The organism is Klebsiella pneumoniae complex sp. WS1778 (genome assembly GCF_049472055.1).
GTDB classification, from domain to species: Bacteria; Pseudomonadota; Gammaproteobacteria; order Enterobacterales; family Enterobacteriaceae; genus Klebsiella; species Klebsiella quasipneumoniae.
Window position 1 is genome coordinate 1,684,213 of record NZ_JBKGTJ010000001.1, and the last position, 20,843, is coordinate 1,705,055.

Consider the following 20,843-nt stretch of genomic DNA (forward strand, 5'->3'; position numbering starts at 1 on the left):
CAATCAGAAGCGATAATCCACCGCCATAAAGTAGCGACGGCCCTCTTCGGTATAGCTGTAGTCGTCCCGGCTGAGATCTTTATCGCCCACGTTCTGCACCCCGGAGCGCAGTTTCACATTCTTGGTGACCTGCCACGCCGCGCCGACGTCAAACAGGGTATAGCCGCCCGGCGTTTTGCCGGTGGCGCTCACCGCGCGCTGCTGGCCAGTATAGTTGGCTGTCACGTAGAAGGACCAGTCATCCAGCGGTTTCCAGTCGAGCGTGCCGTTGGCGGTATGGAACGGCAGCGTCTGCAGCGGTTTGTCGCCGCCGTTGCTCAGATCGCGACCATCGTTGTAGGTGTAGTTCACCGTCAGCTTCCACTCATCGCCAAACGGGATCTTCACCTCGGTTTCCACCCCTTTGATGCGCGCTTTGTTGACGTTGAAATAGCGGAAGATCGGCACGCGCTTGCCGTTGACGGTTTTCCAGCCGACAAAGTTCGGGTAGCCCGGCGCTTCGCTGGCGCTGGAGGTGCGCAGAACATCGATCATGTCGTCGACATTATTCTGGAAGGTGGTGATGCTGCCTTCGACATTTTCAAGCCAGCCCTCTTCCCCGCGGTAGTAGAGACCGAGCTCGAAGCTTTCGCTGGTTTCCGGTTTTAGATCCGGGTTACCAACGATGCTGCACGAGCCGCGGCAGGAGTTGGTGGTCCAGTCGGGATTAAGCTGCAGCAGGGACGGGGCTTTAAACGCCGTCGCCCAGCCGCCTTTAACGGTGACGGTATCGGTGGCGTTATACACCAGATAGGCGCGCGGGCTCCAGTGATCGCCATAGGTCTGATGGTCGTCCATACGAATGCCGGTGGTCAGCGCCAGCGGCTCGATGATGCGCCATTCGTCTTCAATAAACAGGGCGTACTGGCTGGCCGACGTTGACTGACCGCCGCTGCTCAGGTTGACCGGATCTTTCAGCTTGTCGTGGCGCCATTCGCCGCCGAAGGTCACCAGCTGGTTAATCATGTCCAGCGGCAGAACGTACTTGCCGTCGATGGCATTGCTTTCCGAAGTGATGGTCCCATTCTGCCCCGGATTTTTGTTATCCACCTTTTCGCCGTAGAACTTGAGCTCGCTGTTGCCCATATCCCAGCGGCCGTTATGGCTCAGGGAGTAGTTCTCACGCTCAAGGCGGTTGCGGTCAAGGGAATCGGAGTCGCGATCCTGGCGGTCAAAGCCATAGCCCGCGGTGAAATCGTGGCTGTCGTTCGGCGTCCAGGCGAATTCAACATTGCCATCGCGGCTGGTGAAGCCCTCGATGCGCGGCGTTTCGCCGGTGGCATTGCTGGAGGACTGCGGATCGTCCTTGGCGCGTTTCGCCAGGCTGCCGTAGGCCTTCATCCCGAGCACGCCGTCGATCAGCGGGCCGCTGGTGAAGAACTGGCCGTTCCAGGTATCCCCGCGGTCGCGGTGCTCCTGGATGGTGGTATCAGCACTCAGCGTCCCGGTCCATTTCTGGCCGATTTTTTTGGTAATAATGTTGACCACGCCGCCGAGCGCATCGGAGCCGTACAGGGAAGACATCGGGCCGCGCACCACTTCGATACGTTCGATGGCATCCACCGGGATCCAGTTAAGGTCGAAGTCGTTGTGGCGGAAGACGGCGTTCCGCGAGTTGACGCGCTTGCCGTCAACCAGGATCAGGGTATAGCTGCTGCTCAGACCGCGGATGCTGACGCCTTTGCGGTTATCCCCTTCGTTGGTGAGCTGGACCCCGGGCACATCGCGCAGTACGTCTTTCAGGTTCTGGACCGGCTTGCGCTGCAAATCCTGCTGAGTGATGACACTGATGCTCGCCGGCGCGTCTTTGACGCTCTGTTCAGTCGCCGAGGCGGTCACCACCAGCGTTTCTTCATTCACGTCGGCCAGGGCCGGAAACGCCAACGATACGACGGACGCAGACAATCCCGCCCGGATAAAAGGGTTTAACCTGAACATTCCAAATCTCCATGAGGTGTACAACCAAACAAACAAAAAAGGTGCTGCTCACACGCGCTGGCGGCCTGCCGCTCTGTCGGCGGTAGACTCGCTGTTTTCTTGTCGATGTGGCTGGTCGCCCGATGTCAGTCTGTACACATGGCAGAGACGGGGGAGTGGCTTCATCCGTAATGGTCGGAAATGATAAAGATAATGATTTCTATTATCAATATAATTATGAAGAATTGTGTCAGGCTGTAACTGCGCGGACATAAAAAAAGCCCTCTGTATCAGAGGGCTTATGCTGTATCACCGCCGGGATTAACGCTTAAAGCGGTCCGGGAAGGTCATATCGCTGTAACGAACGAAGCGGGTGCCTTTCGCCAGTTTGTAGCCAAACCAGATGACGAGGAACAGCGGAATACCGATGTAGGTCGCCGCCACACCGCCCCAGTCAATGGTGTCCTTGAGGAACGCTTCATAGTTCTGTCCCAGGGTGATGATGAGGCACAGCACGAAGGCGAAGATCGGCCCCAGCGGGAAGAACCCGGAACGATACGGCAGGTTATTGAGATCGTTACCCTGCAGGACGTAGCCGCGACGGAAACGGTAGTGGCTGATGGCAATCCCCAGCCAGGCGATAAAGCCCGTCATCCCGGAGGTGTTCAGCAGCCACAGGTACACCGTCTGGTTACCGAACATCGAAGTCAGGAAGCACAGCGCCGCGATAACGGTGGTCGCGTACAGGGCGTTGCGCGGCACGCCGCCACGCGACAGCTTCGAGAAGATGCGCGGCGCTTTGCCGTCGCAGGCCAGGGTATACAGCATACGCGTAGAGGCGTACATCCCCGAGTTACCCGCCGACAGAACGGCCGTCAGGATAACGGCGTTCATGATCGCCGCCGCCGACAGCAGACCGGCGTGCTGGAAGACCAGCGTGAACGGGCTGACGGAGATATCTTTAACGTCGTTGCGCAGCAGGCTCGGATCGGTATATGGAATGATCAGGCTGATAATCAGGATCGCGAAGACGTAAAACAGCAGGATACGCCAGAAGACCTGGCGCACCGCGCGCGGAATGTTCTTCTCCGGGTTCTCAGACTCACCGGCGGCAATACCGATAAGCTCGGTGCCCTGGAAGGAGAAGCCGACAATCATCGCCACGCCGATCATCGCCGAGAAGCCGCCGGCAAACGGCGCATCCGCGATCCCCCAGTTGCTCCAGCCGGCAGGCTGCGCCCCTTTGAAGATGCCGACAATCATCATCACGCCGACGATGATAAAGATAATGACGGTGGCCACTTTGATCAGCGAGAACCAGTATTCCGCCTCGCCAAAGCCGCGCACCGAGATCCAGTTCAGCAGGAACATAATGCCGAGGAACAAGGCGCTCCAAATCCAGCCCGGGGTGTCAGGGAACCAGTAGCTCATCACCAGCTGCGAGGCCACCAGATCAACGGCGATCGTTACCGCCCAGTTGTACCAGTAGTTCCAGCCCAGCGCGAAGCCAAAGCCCTCTTCAACATAATTCTGCCCGTAGGTGGCGAAGGAACCGGACACCGGCATAAACGCCGCCAGTTCGCCCAGGCTGGTCATCAGGAAATAGACCATCAGACCGATCAGAATATAAGACAGCAGCGCCCCGCCGGGACCTGCTTGCGAAATTGTTGCGCCAGAGGCAACAAAAAGACCCGTACCGATGGAACCGCCGATGGCGATCATGGTCAAGTGGCGCGCCTTCAGTTCACGACGTAGCGTGGGCGCTTCTGTGGTTTTAGTTTCCGAAACCATGTGATAATGCTATCCATCCAAAAAATGAGGCGCGATTGTAGCAGACGATCGGGGTTCCATCCGGTACAAATGCAAAGTTATAAGAGAGCTTCATGATCGACCGCAAATTATTAGTAAAGCACTAACCTGCGGAATTGCCAGCAAATTCCCCCCACCATTATCAGGCGATAAAGCCGGATCGCTACACCTGGCAATACTGCAGAAAACGTTGTAATGCTTTAGAAATATGCTTCTGCCGGTGGTGGATCCGCCATAGCGTGCGCGTCAGCCGGGGCAGCGGCACTTTCAGCTCCGCCAGCGTGCCGGAGGCCAGCTGTTCGGCAATCACCCGCCGCGATAAGCAGCTGATCCCCAGCCCATGGCGTACCGCGTGTTTGATCGCCTCCGAGTTGCCGAGCTCCATCCCCAGATGAAACGCCGGCAGATGCGACAGCAGAACGTAATCGACAATCTCCCGGGTGCCGGATCCATGCTCGCGCAGGATCCACGGCGCCTCGGCCAGTTGCTGCAGGGTCACCTCCCCCGCCAGCAGCGGCGAGTCAGGCGCGGCAAACACCACCAGCTCATCTTCGAGCCACGGCTCGGCAATAATATCGGCGGCATGACACGGCCCCTCGATCAGACCGAAATCCACCCGCAGGTCGGCAACGGCGTTGATCACGTCCAGGCTGTTGCCCACGCTCAGCTCAACCGGCAGATCCGGGAAGTCATGGCGATAGCGGGCGATGATCTCCGGCATAATATAGTTGCCGATGGTGCTGCTGGCGTAGACCCGAATCGCCCCGTTGTCGCCGCGAAACAGCTGCTCGATCTCCAGGGCCCGCTCCAGCAGCGCCAGGGCGCGCGGATAGAGCAACCGTCCATGCTCATTGACCACCAGCCGCTTGCCGACGCGGTCGAACAGCTGTACGCCGAGCTGCCCTTCCAGATCGGTCAGCGCGGCGCTGACCGCAGATTGCGAAAGCGCCAGCATCTGTGACGCCTGAGTGGTCGACCCACTCTTGTGGACTTCGGCGAACACTTCCAGCTGCCGCAGCGTAATATGCATAACCCACCCGTTGAGTAATCCAGTCTGAATAACCTTTCTTACTATGGTGACACAAATCGAGGCGGCTGATGGAAGGAAAATCCCCTTACGTCACAAAATCATCGTCTTGCTGACAAGAACAGCTCGCCTCCGCGCCTCACTCCCCTGCCCCATTGTCACCGGCGAAGCGGTCATTAACCACTTATTACGATTGATTATAAACATATAATCAATTTTATATTTAATCCCGCGCGGCGTAACCTTTAGGCAGACAAAGGAGAAGGTTATGACAGCACTCACTTTACCCACCAAACATCGTTCCCTGTGGCATTTTGTCCCAGGCCTGGCGCTGACCGCCGCCCTGACCGGCGCCGCCCTGTGGGCCGGTAGCTTTCCGGCCATTGCCGGGGCGGGCTTCAGCGCCTTGACCCTCGCTATCCTGTTCGGGATGGTCGTCGGTAACACGATCTATCCGAAAATCTGGCAACCCTGCGACGGCGGGGTGATCTTCGCCAAACAGCATCTGCTGCGCCTGGGGATCATCCTCTACGGCTTCCGCCTGACGTTCGCCCAGATTGCCGACGTCGGCGTGAGCGGTATTTTGATTGACGTTCTGACGCTCTCCAGCACCTTTTTCATCGCCTGCTTCCTGGGCCAGAAAGTGTTTGGGCTCGATAAGCACACCAGTTGGCTGATCGGCGCCGGCAGCAGCATCTGCGGCGCTGCAGCTGTGCTCGCCAGCGAGCCGGTGGTCAAAGCCGAAGCCAGTAAAGTGACCGTCGCCGTCGCCACGGTGGTGATCTTCGGTACCATCGCCATCTTCCTCTACCCGGCGATGTACCCGCTGCTGGCGCACTGGTTTACCCCGGAGACCTACGGCATCTATATGGGTTCCACCATGCATGAAGTGGCGCAGGTCGTCGCCGCCGGCCATGCGGTCAGCCCGGATGCGGAGAACGCCGCGGTTATCGCTAAAATGCTGCGTGTGATGATGCTGGCCCCGTTCCTGCTGTTCCTGGCGGCGCGTGTTAAACAGCTGACCCCGGCGGGTAACGGCGAGAAAAGCAAAATCACCATTCCGTGGTTTGCCATTATGTTCATCCTGGTGGCAGTGTTTAACTCCTTCCATCTGCTGCCGAAAGCGGTAGTGGATATGCTGGTGACGCTGGATACCGTCCTGCTGGCGATGGCCATGGCCGCTCTTGGGGTGACCACTCACGTCAGCGCGCTGAAAAAAGCCGGGGCGAAACCGCTGCTGATGGCGCTGATGCTGTTCGTCTGGTTGATTGTCGGCGGCGGGGCCATTAACGTCGCGATTCACAGCCTGATGGCATAAAGCACTACATCTTTCTCCAGTTAAGCCGCTATCATTACCCACCCCCCAGCGGCTTTAACTGGAGTTTTTTTATGAAATACGTAGGAGCGCACGTGAGCGCCTCAGGTGGACTGGCCAATGCCGCCATTCGCGCCGCCGAAATCGAAGCAACCGCCTTCGCCCTCTTCACCAAAAACCAGCGCCAGTGGCGCGCCGCGCCGCTCAGCGACGAGACCATCGCCGAATTCAAAGCCGCCTGTGAAAAGTATCACTTTGGCCCCGGGCAGATCCTGCCGCACGACAGCTACCTGATTAACCTCGGCCATCCGGTGGAAGAAGCGCTGGAAAAATCCCGTGATGCCTTCATCGATGAGATGACCCGCTGCCAGCAGCTGGGGCTGACGCTGCTCAACTTCCACCCCGGCAGCCATCTGCAGCAGATCCCGGAGGAGGAGTGCCTGGCGCGCATCGCCGAATCGATCAATATCGCGCTGGCCAAGACCGAAGGCGTCACCGCCGTGATCGAAAACACCGCCGGCCAGGGCAGCAACCTCGGCTTTAAGTTCGAGCATCTCGCGGCCATCATCGATGGCGTGGAAGATAAAACCCGTGTCGGCGTCTGCATCGATACCTGCCACGCCTTCGCCGCCGGCTACGACCTGCGCAGCGCCGAAGCCTGCGAGAAGACCTTTGCCGACTTCGAGCGTATCGTCGGCTTTCAGTATCTGCGCGGCATGCACCTCAACGATGCCAAGAGCGCCTTTGGCAGCCGGGTTGACCGTCACCATAGTCTGGGGGAAGGCAACATCGGCCACGACTGCTTCAGCTGGATCATGCAGGACAGCCGCTTCGACGGCATTCCGCTGATTCTGGAAACCATCAACCCGGATATCTGGGCGGAAGAGATAGCCTGGCTGCGGGCGCAGCAGATCGCCGAAGTGGCGTAAACAGAGACATAAAAAAAGGGCCGAACAGTCGGCCCTTTTTTATTGCGGAGAGATTATGCCGCTTTTTCGACTTCCGCTACCTGCGCTTCCGGGCGTTTCAGCACCGCGTAGGAGAGGCCCGCCACCAGCGTCCCGGCGACAATCGCCAGCAGGTAGCCCAGCACTGGCGTAATCGCCCCCGGGATCAGCAGAACAAACAGCCCGCCGTGCGGCGCCATCAGTTTTGCGCCAATTGCCATCGAGATAGCGCCGGTTACCGCGCCGCCGACGATACAGCAAGGCAGCACGCGCATCGGGTCACGGGCGGCAAAAGGAATCGCCCCTTCAGAGATAAAGCACAGGCCGAGAACCAGCGCGGCTTTGCCCCCTTCCCGCTGCCCTTTGTCGAACTTATTGCGGGCAACCAGCGTCGCGACACCCATCGCCAGCGGAGGCACCATACCGGCCGCCATGATCGCCGCCATCGGCGCGTAAGTCTGGGTACTCAGCAGGCCAACGCCGAAGGCATAGGCCGCTTTGTTCACCGGGCCGCCCATGTCGGTACACATCATCGCGCCAAGGATCGCGCCCAGCAGAACCGCGTTGGCGGTGCCCATGGTTTGCAGCCAGTGGGTCAGCCAGGCGAGGATACCGGCGACCGGTTTACCGATCAGGTAGATCATCGCCAGGCCCACGATCAGGCTGGAAACCAGCGGAATGATCAGGATTGGCTTCAGCGCTTCCATACTCTGCGGCAGTTTCAGCTTAGTGCTGATGGCTTTCGCCACGTAACCGGCAAGGAAACCGGCGATGATCCCGCCGATAAAGCCGGAGCCGCCGCTGACCGCCAGCATACCGCCGATAAGACCCGGGGTCAGACCCGGACGGTCGGCAATAGAGAAGGCGATAAAGCCCGCCAGCACCGGCACCATCAGCGCGAAGGCCGAGCCGCCGCCGATTTGCATCAGCGCCGCCGCCAGGGTGTCTTTTACTTCAAACGCTTTGATCCCGAAGGCAAAGGAGAGCGCGATACACAGGCCGCCCGCCACCACCATCGGCAGCATGTAGGAGACGCCAGTCAGCAGGTGGCGGTAGGCGCCCGCCGACTCTTTTTTACCTTCGCCAGCAGCCTGAGGTTTCCCGGAAGGCTGGTACGGTTTGGCTTCCACCACCGCTTTGTCCAGCTCCTGGGCGGTTTTCTTCAGCGCCAGACCGGTGGTAGTGCGATACATCGGCTTGCCGGCGAATTTCGCCAGGTCGACTTCGATATCAGCGGCGACGATCACTAGATCCGCCTCGGCCACCTCTTCCGGGGTGATAGCATTGCCCGCGCCGACGGAGCCGCGAGTTTCCACTTTCACCCACCATCCGCGTTTTTTCGCTTCGGTTTCAATGGCTTCAGCGGCCATAAAGGTATGGGCAACGCCGGTCGGACAGGCGGTGACCGCGACAATACGTTTCGGTCCGCTGGTGGCCGCCGGGACTGCCGCGGCGGCAGGCGCCGCGTACGGCGTCGCATGGCCCTTGGCTTCGCTCAGGAACAGCTCCGGGTGCGCCACGGCGCGATTAATATCGCCGAGGAAAACCTGTTTGCCGTTCAGCGCGCTGTCAGTGGGCAGCGCCGACCCGAGAACAATCACCAGTTCGGCGTCGTTGGGGTTATCAATCAGTTCAAGGTGCGCTTTTGGCGCGGCGGCGCCCAGCAGGGTTTTCGCCATATAGGCGCGCGCCTGTCCGAGTCCGGCATCAATAATCAGCAGCGTTTTCATTATGCCTCTCCTGCTGTCAATTAAAGGGTTGTAAGTCGACGCGCGCCATCATCGCGGCCAACTGGGTACGGTCGGTGATCCCTACATTGCTCTGGCTGACGGCCAGGGCAGCGACAGCGGTCGCCAGGCGCAGGGTATGTTCGCTGGATTCACGCATCAGCAGGCCGTAAATCAGGCCGCCGACCATCGAATCGCCGGCGCCAACGGTGCTGACCACTTCGACTGAAGGCGGCTTGGCAATCCACTCGCCGGAGGCGTTCACCCACAGCGCGCCCTCTTCGCCCAGGGAAATCACTACGTGAGCGATCCCCTGCTCGCGCAGCGCATGGGCGGCGTCGATAACGTCTTTCATCTCCGGCAGCTTACGGCCAGCCCAGATTTCCAGCTCACGACGGTTCGGTTTCACCAGCCACGGCGCCGCTTTCAGTCCGGCAACCAGCGCTTCGCGGCTGCTGTCGAAAATGATGCACGGGCACTGGCTGCGCAAACGGGTCATCCAGTCGGTAAAGGCCTCCGGGCTGACGCCGGACGGCAGACTGCCGCTGACGCAGACCATATCGAACTGCCCGAGCCAGCTCAGGGAGTCGTTGACGAAGCGTTCCCAGTCGCCCGGGGTCACTTCGAAGCCGGAGAAGTTGAAATCGGTCACTTCGCCATCTTTTTCCGTCAGCTTAACGTTGATGCGGGTCCGGCCCTGCACCACCTGGAAACGGTTGGCGATCCCCAGCTCGCTGAACAGCTGCTGAAAGCCATCCTGGTTGTCTTTCCCCAGGAAGCCGCCGACGGTGACGTCAATGCCAAGATCTTTCAGCACTTTCGCCACGTTGATGCCTTTCCCGGCGGCGTGCAGGCCGGTGGTACGCACCAGGTTCACTTCACCGCGCTCGATCTCCGGGGTGAAGCCCACCAGATCGTACGCCGGGTTTAAAGTAATGGTTGCTACACGTCTGCTCATTTATGCGCCCTCCCCAAGGCCTGCGGCGATCGCTTCGCCAATCGCATCCAGCGCTTGTTGCGCATCTTCACCCTGCGCGGTAAAGCGCAGACGGTGACCTTTTTTCACACCCAGCGCCACGACCTTCATCAGGCTACGACCGTTGGCCGGCTTGCCGGAACCGTCGAGGTTAGTGACGGTGACGTCACTGGAAAATTGTTTAATGGTGTTGACCAGCATGGTGCCCGGACGGGCATGCAGGCCATGCTCATTGCGCACCACAAATTCGGCGCTCAGCACATCTTCGGCAATCGCGTCGTCGCTGGTCAGCAGCGCCAGCACGGTGGCGGCGTCGGCTTTCAGCAGATGCTCAGCTTTCTTGTCCAGCAGCAGCTTGCTCAGGCGGTTCAGCACCGCGGTTGGCTGCTCGTCGGTCATCGCCACCGTGACCAGCAGGGAAACCGGCTGATCGTCGCGGGTGAAGGCGGTGGCGGCGCGGCTGACCGCCACGGCGCTGCGCAGATTGCCTTCAGCGCTGTCGTTCAGCCAGATGCCCTGACCGAGGTTCAGCGGCGTATCGTTAATGACGTGGCTAACGAAGGCGGAATCCACCGCGCCTGCTTCTTTCAGACGCGCGGCGTTCAGCGCCTGCAGGGTTAGCAGATCGCTGGCCGCGACGTCGAGACTGAGGGTCTCGTTGTCCAGCTTCAGCGCTTCGCTCTGTTTCTCTCCCATCAGCAGCGCACGCAGCTCTTCCGCGGTGGTGGCGGACTGCAGCTGGGCGGCGACGGCGTCATCGCTCAGCACGTGGGTCAGCTGACGCAGCAGGCCGAGGTGTTCATCTGAGCTGGCGGCAATCCCGATCGCCACATAGGCGGTCTGCCCTTCGCCCCAGGTGACGCCCTGCGGGAACTGAAACACCTGAACGCCGGTCTTCAGCACCTGATCACGCGTATCCGTCGTGCCGTGCGGGATCGCGATCCCGTTGCCGAGGAAGGTCGAGGTCTGCTGCTCGCGGGCCAGCATGCCGTTCACGTAGCCATCGGCCACGTTGCCGGCGCTGACCAGCGCGGCGGCGACCTGCCGGATGGCCTCTTCTTTATTACCGGCCTGCTGGCCGGGATGAATATCCTGCACAGATAACTGGAACATGGTTCTCCTCTCCTGCTGAATTGAATCGTTTCAGCTAACTTGAGAAAAAAGGCGCCATCTGACGGTGAACGATATGTCGAATGACGCTGAAACGTTTCAAGAATTTTGTACCTTTCTTGCTCAATGCGCAAGGTACGTCAGCGACTTGATTGCAGAACTTAGAGGTACTGCACACTTTTGCTGAAGCCCTGGCGCCTGGCTGGGGTAAGCGTCAGCTTTTTGCTGAACCTTGTATTTTGAAACGCCTTTTTAATTATTCGTGCCATACTACTGTTTATTTTCAGCCAGCAGGCGTAAACTCCGCGCCGTCTCCTGAAACTACAGAAAACCAAACACATGGAAAACCGAAGCGCCGCCCTTCCCCGACGCGGATTCGATGTAACCTCTTCCGCCTTCCTGATCGTCGCCTTTCTGACGGGCATTGCCGGGGCGTTGCAGACGCCGACCCTGAGCCTGTTTCTGACCAATGAAGTACACGTCCGCCCGGCGATGGTGGGTTTCTTTTTTACCGGCAGCGCCGTCATAGGCATTCTGGTCAGCCAGTTCCTCGCCGGACGTTCTGACCGTCAGGGCGACCGCAAGCAGCTGATTGTCGTCTGCTGCCTGCTGGGAGTGCTGGCCTGCGTGCTGTTTGCCTGGAACCGGAACTACTTCATTTTGCTGTTCGTCGGCGTCTTCCTCAGCAGCTTTGGTTCGACCGCCAACCCACAGATGTTCGCCCTCGCGCGCGAGCATGCCGACAAAACCGGCCGCGAAGCGGTAATGTTCAGCTCCATTTTGCGCGCCCAGGTTTCCCTGGCATGGGTGATTGGTCCCCCGCTGGCCTATGCGCTGGCCATGGGGTTTGGCTTTACCGCGATGTACCTCAGCGCCGCGGCGGCGTTTATCGTCTGCGGGATTATGGTCTGGCTGTTCTTGCCCAGCATGCGCAAAGCGAAGGCGGTGGCGACCGGCCGGCTGGAGGCCCCGCGCAAGCACCGCCGCGATGCGCTGTTGCTGTTCAGCATCTGCACGCTGATGTGGGGCACGAACAGCCTGTACATCATTAATATGCCGCTGTTTATCATTAACGAGCTGCATCTGCCGGAGAAGCTGGCCGGCCTGATGATGGGAACCGCCGCCGGGCTGGAAATCCCCACCATGCTGATTGCCGGTTACTATGCCCGGCGCTTCGGTAAACGCTTTCTGATGCGCCTCTCCGCGGTGGCTGGGGTGCTGTTTTATGTGGGCATGCTGACGGTGCATACGCCGGGGCTGCTGCTGGCGATGCAGGTGCTGAACGCCATCTATATTGGGATCCTCGCCGGGATTGGCATGCTTTATTTCCAGGATTTGATGCCCGGGCAGGCAGGCGTTGCCACCACCCTCTACACCAATACCACCCGCGTCGGTTGGATCATCGCCGGCTCACTGGCGGGCGTGGTGGCAGAGATCTGGAGCTATCATGCGGTGTTCTGGATTGCGCTGGTCATGGGGATCGCCACGCAGGCCTGCCTGTGGCGGATCAGGGACGTCTAGATAAGGCTGCCCGGCCGGAGCCGGGCAATGGGGATTAATGATCCAGATAGAGATAATGCAGCCAGCTGGTCATGCGCAGCAGCACTTTGCGCATAATCGACACATGGGCAAAATAATCGGTATACACCGCCGCCTGGGCGCTGACCCCGTCCGGTAAATGTTCCACTTCCGGATGGGGATCGAGGTCGATCAGCACGTAAATGCCCTCTTTCCCTGCCCCGGCGTTCAGTCCTTGCAGGGCGCCGCTGGCCTGGTAGCTGCCGTCCGGGACGGTCGGCAACACCCGCGATACCTTACCGCTGTAGACGCTGCCCGGCAGACCGTTAAACACCACCTCCGCGCTATCCCCGGCCGTCAGACGCAGGACCGAATTCTGGCGGAATACCGCCACCACCTGGCGCTTTTGCTGGGGAATAAACACCAGCACCGGCTTGAAGGGCAGACGCACCGCGGTCATCCCCGGCCGCGCCAGAAGCTGGGTGACGTAGCCGTCGCTCGGCGCGCGAATCACGGTTTGCGCCAGATTATACTCCGCTTCAAGGATCTGCGATTTCAGGCTGGCAATATTGGCATCCAGCCCGTGGTAGCGTCCGGATACCTGCTCTCGGGCGTTTTGTAATTGCGCTTTCGCCGCCTGCAGTACCGCCGACTGGATCTGCACCTGCTGCCTGGCATGAGTCACATCCTGTTCCGAAAAAGGATTCACCGGCATGGCCGCTCCCTGGGCATAGCGCTGGTAGTCGCGGGTGACCCGGTCGTACTCCGCCTGCGCCTGCTGTACTCTGGCGCTGGCATCGTCAATGGTTGCCTGCTTCGCCCGCAGCGTGGCCTCCTCGGCCGCCAGATCGGCTTTCAGCTTGTTCAGGCGTGCGCGGTAGCGGGTATCGTCGATGCGAAACAGCAGTTCGCCCTTCTTCATTAACACATTGGTTTTACTGGTCACCTCCACCACCTCGCCTGATACCTGCGGCACCATCGGAATGGAGACGACAATTTTTTGCGCTCGCATCGTATAGGGGTGGTTATAGTTCATCGTTAATATTAGCGCACCGACGATCACTATTCCGCCTAATATAGCGGTGGGGATCGTCCATTTATTTACTGGAATGCGAAATATTTTAAACACGCCCCAGGCAATGGCGACATAGCAAAGGATAATTAACAGATCCATATTATTTCTCGCTATTCTCCACCGACGCCTGCTGGCTGTTTTTTAATGCCGCTTCAAGTAACGCAATGCGTTTCTCCAGTTCCGCTCGCTGCTGATGTCCTCCGGTCTGTGAGGCCATCCCCCAGCCACGATCAGGCCGGTACAACGTGGCCCAGATCCACAGAAAAGGCCAGATAGCATGCAGGGTAAACAGGCTTATCCAGCCTGCTACATGAATCGCGTCCTGATGGGGATGCTGGCGTTTTTGCGCGATGTGATAGGGAATATCGTGGATAATAATAACTCCATAAAACAATATGAGAAATACCAGTATTAATACAAACAAAGCAAAATAATTAAGCAGCATGGTGCATATACACTCAGTAAGCCAGCGGGAAGATCGTTATTTTTAATCACGTCGAGAACCACAAAAGAAGCAATAAAACGCACAGATTTCCTTAAATAAACGACTGTTCAACGCAAAGGCCATCATACGTTCAGCGGATCAATAAATCACATGGCAATTCAGCCAAACTGGTATATCATTTTTGATATACCATTAATATCAGGCAGCGATAAGATGTTGAAAGACTTTAAAATGGACGAGCTGAGGATCCTCTGCGCCATCGCCGAAACCGCCAGCGTAAGCCGGGCAGCCCAGCGCCTGAATATGCCCCAGTCTAACGTCTCACGGACGCTGACCAGCGTGGAGCGGAAAGTCGGTCTGGCTATTTTTCTGCGCACCGCCAGGGAACTGGTGCGTACCGAGTTCGGCGAGCAGTTTATTCACGCCAGCAGCGCCGTTCTTGCGCAGCATGAGCAGCTTATCAACCTCGCCGACCGTTATAAGAACACACTGCAGGGCGTTGTCACCCTTGGAGCGCCCATCGGCATCCACCAGTTTCTCGGGCGCTATATTCTGCCAGCGCTAAGAAAAACGCTGCCGGAACTGCAGATCAATCTGGTCACCCGCAACGCCAGCGAGCGGGAACAGAAATACGGCGCCATTTTCAATAGCGACTGCGATCTGCTGATAAGCCCCTTTAAGCCACAGAATGAAAACCTCATCGCCCGCCCGTTTACCCGCTTTCGTACCGGCGTCTTCGCCTCCCCAGATTACCTCGCGCAACACCCTATCGCCGAACCGGAGGCGCTGGCGGATCATGAGTGCATCACCCTGCGTATGCTGGGCGGCAGCGACAATATCTGGACCTTCAAAAGCAAAAACGGCAAACCGCTTAATCTCACGGTAAAGGGGGGATTCGTGTGCGATAACACGCTGCCGGCGGTGGAGCTGGCGAAGCTGGGGATGGGGATCGTTTATGCGCCCTACTATTCACTCGCCACCGAGCTGGCGGCAGGACAGTTGGTTCCCTGTCTGAAAAAGGAGCGCTGTATCGATCTGCAGGCCTGGCTTATCTACCAGCGACGGGACATTCTTCCGCTGCGCGTCCAGGCGCTGCTGGACGGCCTCAGCGTCCATATCAAAAACCTGTCTCATTTGCTGCTTTAAGCTCAGGGCGCGGTGGCCAGCTCAAGCGCCAGCAGCCAGGTAATGGCTTCATCACGATGAGTCAAGCACATCTCCGGCGAGGGCTGCAGGCTTGCGCACACCTTCGGGCGCAGTGGGGAACCGAAAATGAGGCACAGATTGTGCTCGGAGAGCTGAATACAGCGAGTGTTGGCCGGCTTGCCCTGCGGCATACCGGGGATCGGCGATGATATAGAGGGGGCGATGCAACATGCGCCACAATCAGTACGACATTCCACAACCCAGCTCCCGAACGCTCATTTTGCGCCACAGCCTAAACGTTTTGCCAGAAGATAGCAAAACTCGCGAATTCCACTTGCCTGAACGCCCGGGCGCGAGTAGTTTTACGCGATATTTTTGACTCGTTAAGTGACAGGATTACTGCAATGCCAAGAGCGAATGAAATTAAAAAAGGTATGGTGCTGAATTACAACGGCAAGCTGCTGATTGTGAAAAATATCGATATTCAGTCACCCAGCGCCCGCGGTGCTGCGACACTGTATAAAATGCGCTTCTCCGATGTGCGTACCGGCCTGAAAGTAGAAGAGCGCTTCAAAGGCGACGATATCGTCGATACCGTGACCCTGACCCGCCGTTTCGTTGACTTCTCTTATGTCGATGGCAACGAATACGTGTTCATGGATAAAGAAGACTACACCCCTTACACCTTCACAAAAGAGCAGATCGAAGAAGAGCTGCAGTTTATTCCGGAAGGCGGCATGCCGGATATGCAGGTGCTGACCTGGGATGGGCAACTGCTGGCGCTTGAGCTGCCGCAGACCGTGGACCTGGAAATTATCGAAACCGCGCCGGGGATTAAAGGGGCATCCGCCAGCTCCCGCACCAAGCCCGCCACCATGAGCACTGGCCTGGTGATTCAGGTGCCGGAATACCTGACCACCGGTGAGAAAATCCGCATTCATATCGAAGAGTGCCGCTATATGGGCCGCGCGGATTAATCTTCCGTGACGAGTTGACCAGAAAAAAGGACAGCCGCTGGCTGTCCTTTTTATTATCCCCATTGCCGCGATTACAGCAGTTCAGGGTATTTGGTCATCTTCAGCGCCAGCTCCACGCCGCGTACTTCCGCCATCCCCTTGAGACGGCCAATCGCCGAATAGCCTGGGTTGGTTTTCTTGCGCAGATCGTCGAGCATCTGATGACCATGATCCGGACGGAAGGGGATCGGGCGCAGATCGCCGGCCTGTTTACGCCGCTGCTCTTCACGCAGAATCGCATCCACCACCGCCACCATATTAACGTCGCCGCTAAGGTGCGCCGCCTCGTGGAAGGTTTTCGGGTTCGCTTCACGGCAGGTGGAGCGCAGATGGGTAAAGTGAATGCGATCGCCAAAGGTCTCCACCATCTTCACCAGATCGTTATCGGCGCGGACGCCATAGGATCCGGTGCACATGGTAAAGCCATTATTAATGCTGTCCACTGTCTCTTTCAGCCACTGCATATCTTCAATGGTCGAGACGATACGCGGCAGGCCAAGGATCGGCCGCGGCGGATCGTCCGGATGCACAGCCAGACGGATCCCCACCTCTTCGCACACCGGCACGATGGCCCGCAGGAAATAGGCCATATTTTCGCGCAGCTGCGCTTTATCGATGTGGTCATATTCCGCCAGACGCGCGCGGAACTGGTCGAGGGTGTAACCCTCTTCCGCTCCCGGCAGGCCGGCGATGATATTGCGGGTTAGTTTCTCAATGTCCGCTTCGCTCATCGCCTTGTAATACGCCTCGGCCTGGCGCTGCTCTTCTTCGCTGTAATCCGCTTCCGCCCCCGGGCGTTTGAGGATATGCAGTTCAAAGGCGGCGAAGGCGATCTGATCGAAACGCAGCGCCCGGGAGCCATCCGGCAGCTCATATTCCAGATCGGTGCGCGTCCAGTCGAGGATCGGCATAAAGTTGTAGCATACGGTAGCGATGCCGCAGGCCGCGAGGTTGCGGATACTCTGCTGATAGTTGGCAATCCAGGTCGCATACTGCCCGCTGTGGGTTTTAATATCCTCGTGCACCGGAATGCTTTCGACCACCGACCAGGTCAGCCCTTTCGCCGCTAACAGCGCCTGACGCTCTTTAATCTCGTCGACCGGCCAGACCTGACCGTTTGCAATATGGTGCAGCGCAGTGACGACCCCGGTCGCTCCTGCCTGCCGTACATCATCAAGCGATACCGGATCGTTCGGCCCATACCACCGCCAGGTTTGCTCCATCGCTATGCCCTCACAAAAGTTGTTATACCAATAATGGCGACACTCATGACGACTACCATACATGTTTCTCAGCAGGCTGCAAACAGTGCCGGCGCATTGATTGATCCAGCTCACAGTCAGCGGATAATTTCGGCTTACCAATTTAATTTCCTGTCATATAACTTTAGACTGGCAATGTTAATAAGCAGTTAAACAGGTGTGTAAAGAATGACAACAATTGCAACCGCTACGCTACCGGAAAACGTGCAACGTCCTCAGTACGATCGCAGCCAGCTCCGCTCGCGTATTGTCCATTTCGGCTTTGGCGCGTTTCATCGCGCGCACCAGGCGCTGCTGACCGATCGCGTGCTGAATAACATCGGCGGCGACTGGGGGATCTGCGAAATCAGTCTGTTCAGCGGCGATACGCTGATGAGCCAGCTGCGCGAACAGGACCACCTGTTTACCGTACTGGAAAAAGGCGCCGACGGTAATCAGCCCATTATTATCGGCGCAGTGCACGAATGCCTGAACGCCAGGCTCGATTCGCTGGCGGCGATTATCGAGAAATTCTGCGAGCCGCAGGTGGCGATTGTCTCGCTGACCATCACGGAAAAAGGCTATTGCATCGATCCGGCGACCGGCAAGCTGGATCCGACGCATCCGCGCATCGTTCACGATCTGGAAAATCCGACGCTCCCGCAGTCGGCTCCCGGTATTTTAGTTGAAGCGCTGGCCCGCCGCCGGGAACGCGGCCTGCCGCCCTTTACCGTGCTCTCCTGCGATAACATTCCCGATAACGGCCACGTGGTGAAAAATGCCGTCCTCGGCATGGCGGAAAAACGCAGTCCGGCGCTGGCGAGCTGGATCGCCGACAACGTTAGCTTCCCGGGCACCATGGTGGATCGCATTGTTCCCGCCGCCACCGCCGAGTCGCTGGCAGAAATCGCCGCCGTGCTGGGAGTGGAAGATCCCTGCGCCATCAGCTGCGAACCCTTCATTCAGTGGGTAGTCGAAGACCACTTTGTCGCCGGGCGCCCCGCCTGGGAGACGGCAGGCGTGCAGATGACCGACGACGTGCTGCCCTGGGAGCAGATGAAGCTGCGGATGCTCAACGGCAGCCACTCTTTCCTCGCCTGGCTTGGCTATCTGGCAGGTCATGCGCACGTCAGCGACTGCATGCAGGATGAGGTCTTCCGCCGTGCCGCCCGCCAGCTGATGCTTGACGAACAGGCCCCGACGCTGACCATTACCGGCGTCGACCTGGCGGCCTATGCCGACAGCTTAATCGCGCGCTTCAGCAACCCGGCGCTCAAACACCGTACCTGGCAAATCGCCATGGACGGCAGCCAGAAGCTACCCCAGCGCATGCTCGATGGTATTCGCGTGCATCTTGAGCGCGGCAGCCGCTGGCCGCTGCTGGCCCTCGGCGTGGCCGGCTGGATGCGCTACGTCAGCGGCACGGACGATGCCGGTCAGGCCATCGACGTGCGCGATCCGCTGGTGGACAAGATCCAGCAGCGGGTGGCGCAGAGCGATGAGCAGCAGCGTGTTGACGCCCTGCTGGGTCTGGAGGAAATATTTGGCCGCGACCTGCCGCGCAACGCCCTGTTTGTCGCCGGGATCCGCGCCGCCTGGCAGCAGCTGGCGATGCACGGCGCCCGCGAGGCAGTTGCCCGCGCGCTCGATTCTTAACAATATTTGCGCTTATGCGGACAGAATTCCCTTCTGTCCGCCTCAGGACTTCTCTTTTCCCTCTTTTTTCGTCAGGATAGGCATAACTGTTACAACATTACATTTATCCTGGAGAAAAGAGTGACCAGAACCAATTTGATCACCGGCTTTCTCGGCAGCGGTAAGACGACCTCGATTCTTCATCTGCTGGCGCAGAAGCCTGCGGATGAAAAATGGGCCGTACTGGTTAACGAGTTTGGCGAAGTCGGGATAGACGGCGCGCTGCTGGCCGACAGCGGCGCCCTGCTCAAAGAGATCCCCGGCGGCTGCATGTGCTGTGTCAATGGCCTGCCGATGCAGGTCGGACTGAACACCCTGCTGCGCCAGGGGAAACCCGATCGTCTGTTGATCGAACCTACCGGACTTGGCCATCCAAAGCAGATCCTCGATATTCTCACCGCGGCGGTGTATGAACCCTGGATCGATCTGCGCGCGACCCTGTGCATCCTCGATCCGCGTCAGCTACTGGACGAGAAAGCGGTCAACAACGACAACTTTCGCGACCAGCTGGCGGCGGCGGATATCATCGTGGCCAATAAAAGCGATCGGGAAACGCCCGAAAGCGCTCAGGCGTTTGCCGACTGGTGGCAACGCTGGGGCGGCGAGCGCCGCCAGGTGTCGGCGACCCAGGGGAATATCGACCTCGCCCTGCTTGATGAGCCACGACGGAACACCGCCCCACTGCCGGCGAGCGGGGAGCACGCCCATCGCCATCCCCCAACAGCCGGTCTCGCCGCCCTTAGCCTGGCGGAACACCAGCGCTGGCGCCGCCACCTTAACAGCGGCCAGGGCTATCAGGCCTGCGGTTGGATCTTCGACGCGGAAACGGTCTTTGACACCATCGCCCTGCTGGAGTGGGCCCGGCTGGCGCCGGTGGCGCGCGTCAAAGGTGTGCTGCGCATTGCCGAAGGGGCGGTGCGGATCAACCGCCAGGGTGAGGATCTGCATATCGAGACCCTCAGCGTTGCCCCGCCCGATAGCCGCATCGAGCTTATCTCCGCTAATGAAGCCGACTGGAACGCGCTCCAGACCTCATTGTTGAGGCTTCGTTTAAGTTAAGGCGGCTAAGGTTGCCGCCGACTGTCACAAAATCGCAATGGCTATGATGAAAAACCGAATTCCTTTAATCTTGTTGCTAAACATCGCGGGTGTGGCGCTATTTTGCTCCTGGTATCTGCCAGCCAACCACGGCGCGTGGGCGCCTGTTGACTCCGCGATCTTCCATTTCTTTAACCATGGCGTCAGCGTCAGCCGCGCTTACGCTTGGCTGCTGGCGATCATCAACAATCGCGCCTTCGACGCCTGCTCGCTGCTGGCGATGGGGTGCCTGATGCTTAGCTACTGGCTCAAGGCGCCAGCGGCAGGCCGTCGTCAGATCGCCATTATGGGCCTGGTGATGCTGCTGGCGGCGGTGATCATCAACCAGCTGGCGCAGCACCTGATGCCGGTTCAGCGCGCCAGCCCGTCGCTGTTTTTCAGCGATGTGACCCGCGTCAGCGACGTCGTTAACTTCCCCACTAAGGATGCTTCCAAGGACAGCTTCCCCGGCGATCATGGGATGATGCTGCTGATCTTCGCGAGCTTTATGTGGCGCTATTTTGGTCGCCGCGCGCTGGCCGTGGCGCTGGTGATATTTGTGGTCTTTGCTTTCCCGCGGGTGATGATTGGCGCCCACTGGTTCAGCGATATTGCCGTCGGCTCGCTGACCGCCGTGCTGATTGGCGCGCCCTGGGTATTGATGACTCCCCTGAGCGATAAACTGATCGCCTTTTTCGATCGCTACTTACCCGGTGGAATATCAGCCAAATAATGTCTCCGGCAGTCGCCAGACTCATTATCT

The 20,843-nt window shown here is 58.8% G+C and carries 18 protein-coding genes; 8 read left to right on the plus strand and 10 right to left on the minus strand.

Going from position 1 to position 20,843, the window contains the following annotated elements:
- Nucleotides 1–3: 3 nt before the first annotated feature.
- The 3 genes from cirA to yieE form a co-directional block, all read right to left on the minus strand.
- Complete coding sequence (cirA, locus tag ACLEXF_RS08480; RefSeq protein ID WP_023318747.1) at nt 4–1,977, minus strand: catecholate siderophore receptor CirA; 1,974 nt, start codon at nt 1,975–1,977, stop codon at nt 4–6.
- Between the two features lie 300 nt (nt 1,978–2,277).
- The gene (locus ACLEXF_RS08485) at nt 2,278–3,747 is read right to left on the minus strand and encodes an amino acid permease (RefSeq protein ID WP_004201637.1); all 1,470 of its coding nucleotides are present in this window, start codon (nt 3,745–3,747) and stop codon (nt 2,278–2,280) included.
- Between the two features lie 181 nt (nt 3,748–3,928).
- Nucleotides 3,929–4,795: a DNA-binding transcriptional regulator YeiE gene (gene yieE, locus ACLEXF_RS08490; protein ID WP_004201638.1), complete on the minus strand. Its 867-nt coding sequence runs from the start codon at nt 4,793–4,795 to the stop codon at nt 3,929–3,931.
- A 265-nt stretch (nt 4,796–5,060) separates the two neighbouring features.
- Between yieE and ACLEXF_RS08495 the strand changes: the two genes are divergently transcribed.
- Both ACLEXF_RS08495 and nfo read left to right on the plus strand, forming a co-directional pair.
- Nucleotides 5,061–6,110 (plus strand): YeiH family protein, encoded by a 1,050-nt coding sequence (locus ACLEXF_RS08495; RefSeq protein ID WP_064189967.1) that lies wholly within the window; start codon nt 5,061–5,063, stop codon nt 6,108–6,110.
- A gap of 71 nt (nt 6,111–6,181) precedes the next feature.
- Entirely contained in the window at nt 6,182–7,036 is an 855-nt protein-coding gene (gene nfo, locus ACLEXF_RS08500) for a deoxyribonuclease IV (protein ID WP_023318749.1), read from the plus strand.
- Between the two features lie 53 nt (nt 7,037–7,089).
- Here nfo and fruA read toward each other — a convergent pair whose 3' ends face one another.
- From fruA to fruB, 3 genes are read right to left on the minus strand one after another with little or no spacing between them, the layout of a single operon-like run.
- Complete coding sequence (fruA, locus tag ACLEXF_RS08505) at nt 7,090–8,784, minus strand: PTS fructose transporter subunit IIBC (RefSeq protein WP_004201641.1); 1,695 nt, start codon at nt 8,782–8,784, stop codon at nt 7,090–7,092.
- Nucleotides 8,785–8,800: 16 nt separating this feature from the next.
- The gene (fruK, locus tag ACLEXF_RS08510; protein WP_002912941.1) at nt 8,801–9,739 is read right to left on the minus strand and encodes a 1-phosphofructokinase; all 939 of its coding nucleotides are present in this window, start codon (nt 9,737–9,739) and stop codon (nt 8,801–8,803) included.
- Nucleotides 9,740–10,870 carry a fused PTS fructose transporter subunit IIA/HPr protein gene (fruB, locus tag ACLEXF_RS08515; protein WP_043520320.1) on the minus strand — a complete coding sequence of 377 codons (1,131 nt, stop codon included), beginning with the start codon at nt 10,868–10,870 and terminating at the stop codon, nt 9,740–9,742.
- Nucleotides 10,871–11,206: 336 nt separating this feature from the next.
- On the opposite strand from fruB, the gene setB reads away from it, so the two are divergent.
- Nucleotides 11,207–12,388 (plus strand): sugar efflux transporter SetB, encoded by a 1,182-nt coding sequence (setB, locus tag ACLEXF_RS08520; RefSeq protein ID WP_064178383.1) that lies wholly within the window; start codon nt 11,207–11,209, stop codon nt 12,386–12,388.
- A 34-nt stretch (nt 12,389–12,422) separates the two neighbouring features.
- Here the strand turns inward: setB and ACLEXF_RS08525 are convergent, their stop codons facing one another.
- The gene (locus ACLEXF_RS08525; protein ID WP_004201644.1) at nt 12,423–13,559 is read right to left on the minus strand and encodes an HlyD family secretion protein; all 1,137 of its coding nucleotides are present in this window, start codon (nt 13,557–13,559) and stop codon (nt 12,423–12,425) included.
- Between the two features lies 1 nt (nt 13,560).
- Nucleotides 13,561–13,905 carry a DUF3302 domain-containing protein gene (locus ACLEXF_RS08530; protein ID WP_049093647.1) on the minus strand — a complete coding sequence of 115 codons (345 nt, stop codon included), beginning with the start codon at nt 13,903–13,905 and terminating at the stop codon, nt 13,561–13,563.
- Between the two features lie 213 nt (nt 13,906–14,118).
- On the opposite strand from ACLEXF_RS08530, the gene ACLEXF_RS08535 reads away from it, so the two are divergent.
- Nucleotides 14,119–15,051 carry a LysR family transcriptional regulator gene (locus tag ACLEXF_RS08535; RefSeq protein WP_049004214.1) on the plus strand — a complete coding sequence of 311 codons (933 nt, stop codon included), beginning with the start codon at nt 14,119–14,121 and terminating at the stop codon, nt 15,049–15,051.
- A 2-nt stretch (nt 15,052–15,053) separates the two neighbouring features.
- Here the strand turns inward: ACLEXF_RS08535 and ACLEXF_RS08540 are convergent, their stop codons facing one another.
- Nucleotides 15,054–15,308 carry a YkgJ family cysteine cluster protein gene (locus ACLEXF_RS08540; RefSeq protein WP_004201647.1) on the minus strand — a complete coding sequence of 85 codons (255 nt, stop codon included), beginning with the start codon at nt 15,306–15,308 and terminating at the stop codon, nt 15,054–15,056.
- 147 nt (nt 15,309–15,455) lie between these two features.
- On the opposite strand from ACLEXF_RS08540, the gene yeiP reads away from it, so the two are divergent.
- A complete protein-coding gene (yeiP, locus tag ACLEXF_RS08545) occupies nt 15,456–16,028 on the plus strand; it encodes an elongation factor P-like protein YeiP (RefSeq protein WP_002912951.1) in 573 nt (190 codons plus the stop codon).
- Nucleotides 16,029–16,099: 71 nt separating this feature from the next.
- Here yeiP and uxuA read toward each other — a convergent pair whose 3' ends face one another.
- Nucleotides 16,100–17,290, minus strand: a complete 1,191-nt coding sequence (gene uxuA / locus ACLEXF_RS08550) for a mannonate dehydratase (RefSeq protein WP_407259687.1) — start codon at nt 17,288–17,290, stop codon at nt 16,100–16,102.
- Between the two features lie 207 nt (nt 17,291–17,497).
- Here uxuA and ACLEXF_RS08555 point away from each other — a divergent pair, with 207 nt between their 5' ends.
- From ACLEXF_RS08555 to ACLEXF_RS08565, 3 genes are all read left to right on the plus strand, one after another.
- Nucleotides 17,498–18,964 carry a mannitol dehydrogenase family protein gene (locus tag ACLEXF_RS08555; protein ID WP_048295214.1) on the plus strand — a complete coding sequence of 489 codons (1,467 nt, stop codon included), beginning with the start codon at nt 17,498–17,500 and terminating at the stop codon, nt 18,962–18,964.
- Between the two features lie 120 nt (nt 18,965–19,084).
- The gene (locus ACLEXF_RS08560) at nt 19,085–20,062 is read left to right on the plus strand and encodes a CobW family GTP-binding protein (RefSeq protein ID WP_048295215.1); all 978 of its coding nucleotides are present in this window, start codon (nt 19,085–19,087) and stop codon (nt 20,060–20,062) included.
- A 37-nt stretch (nt 20,063–20,099) separates the two neighbouring features.
- Nucleotides 20,100–20,813, plus strand: a complete 714-nt coding sequence (locus ACLEXF_RS08565; RefSeq protein ID WP_004201651.1) for a phosphatase PAP2 family protein — start codon at nt 20,100–20,102, stop codon at nt 20,811–20,813.
- The last annotated feature ends 30 nt before the right edge of the window (nt 20,814–20,843 follow it).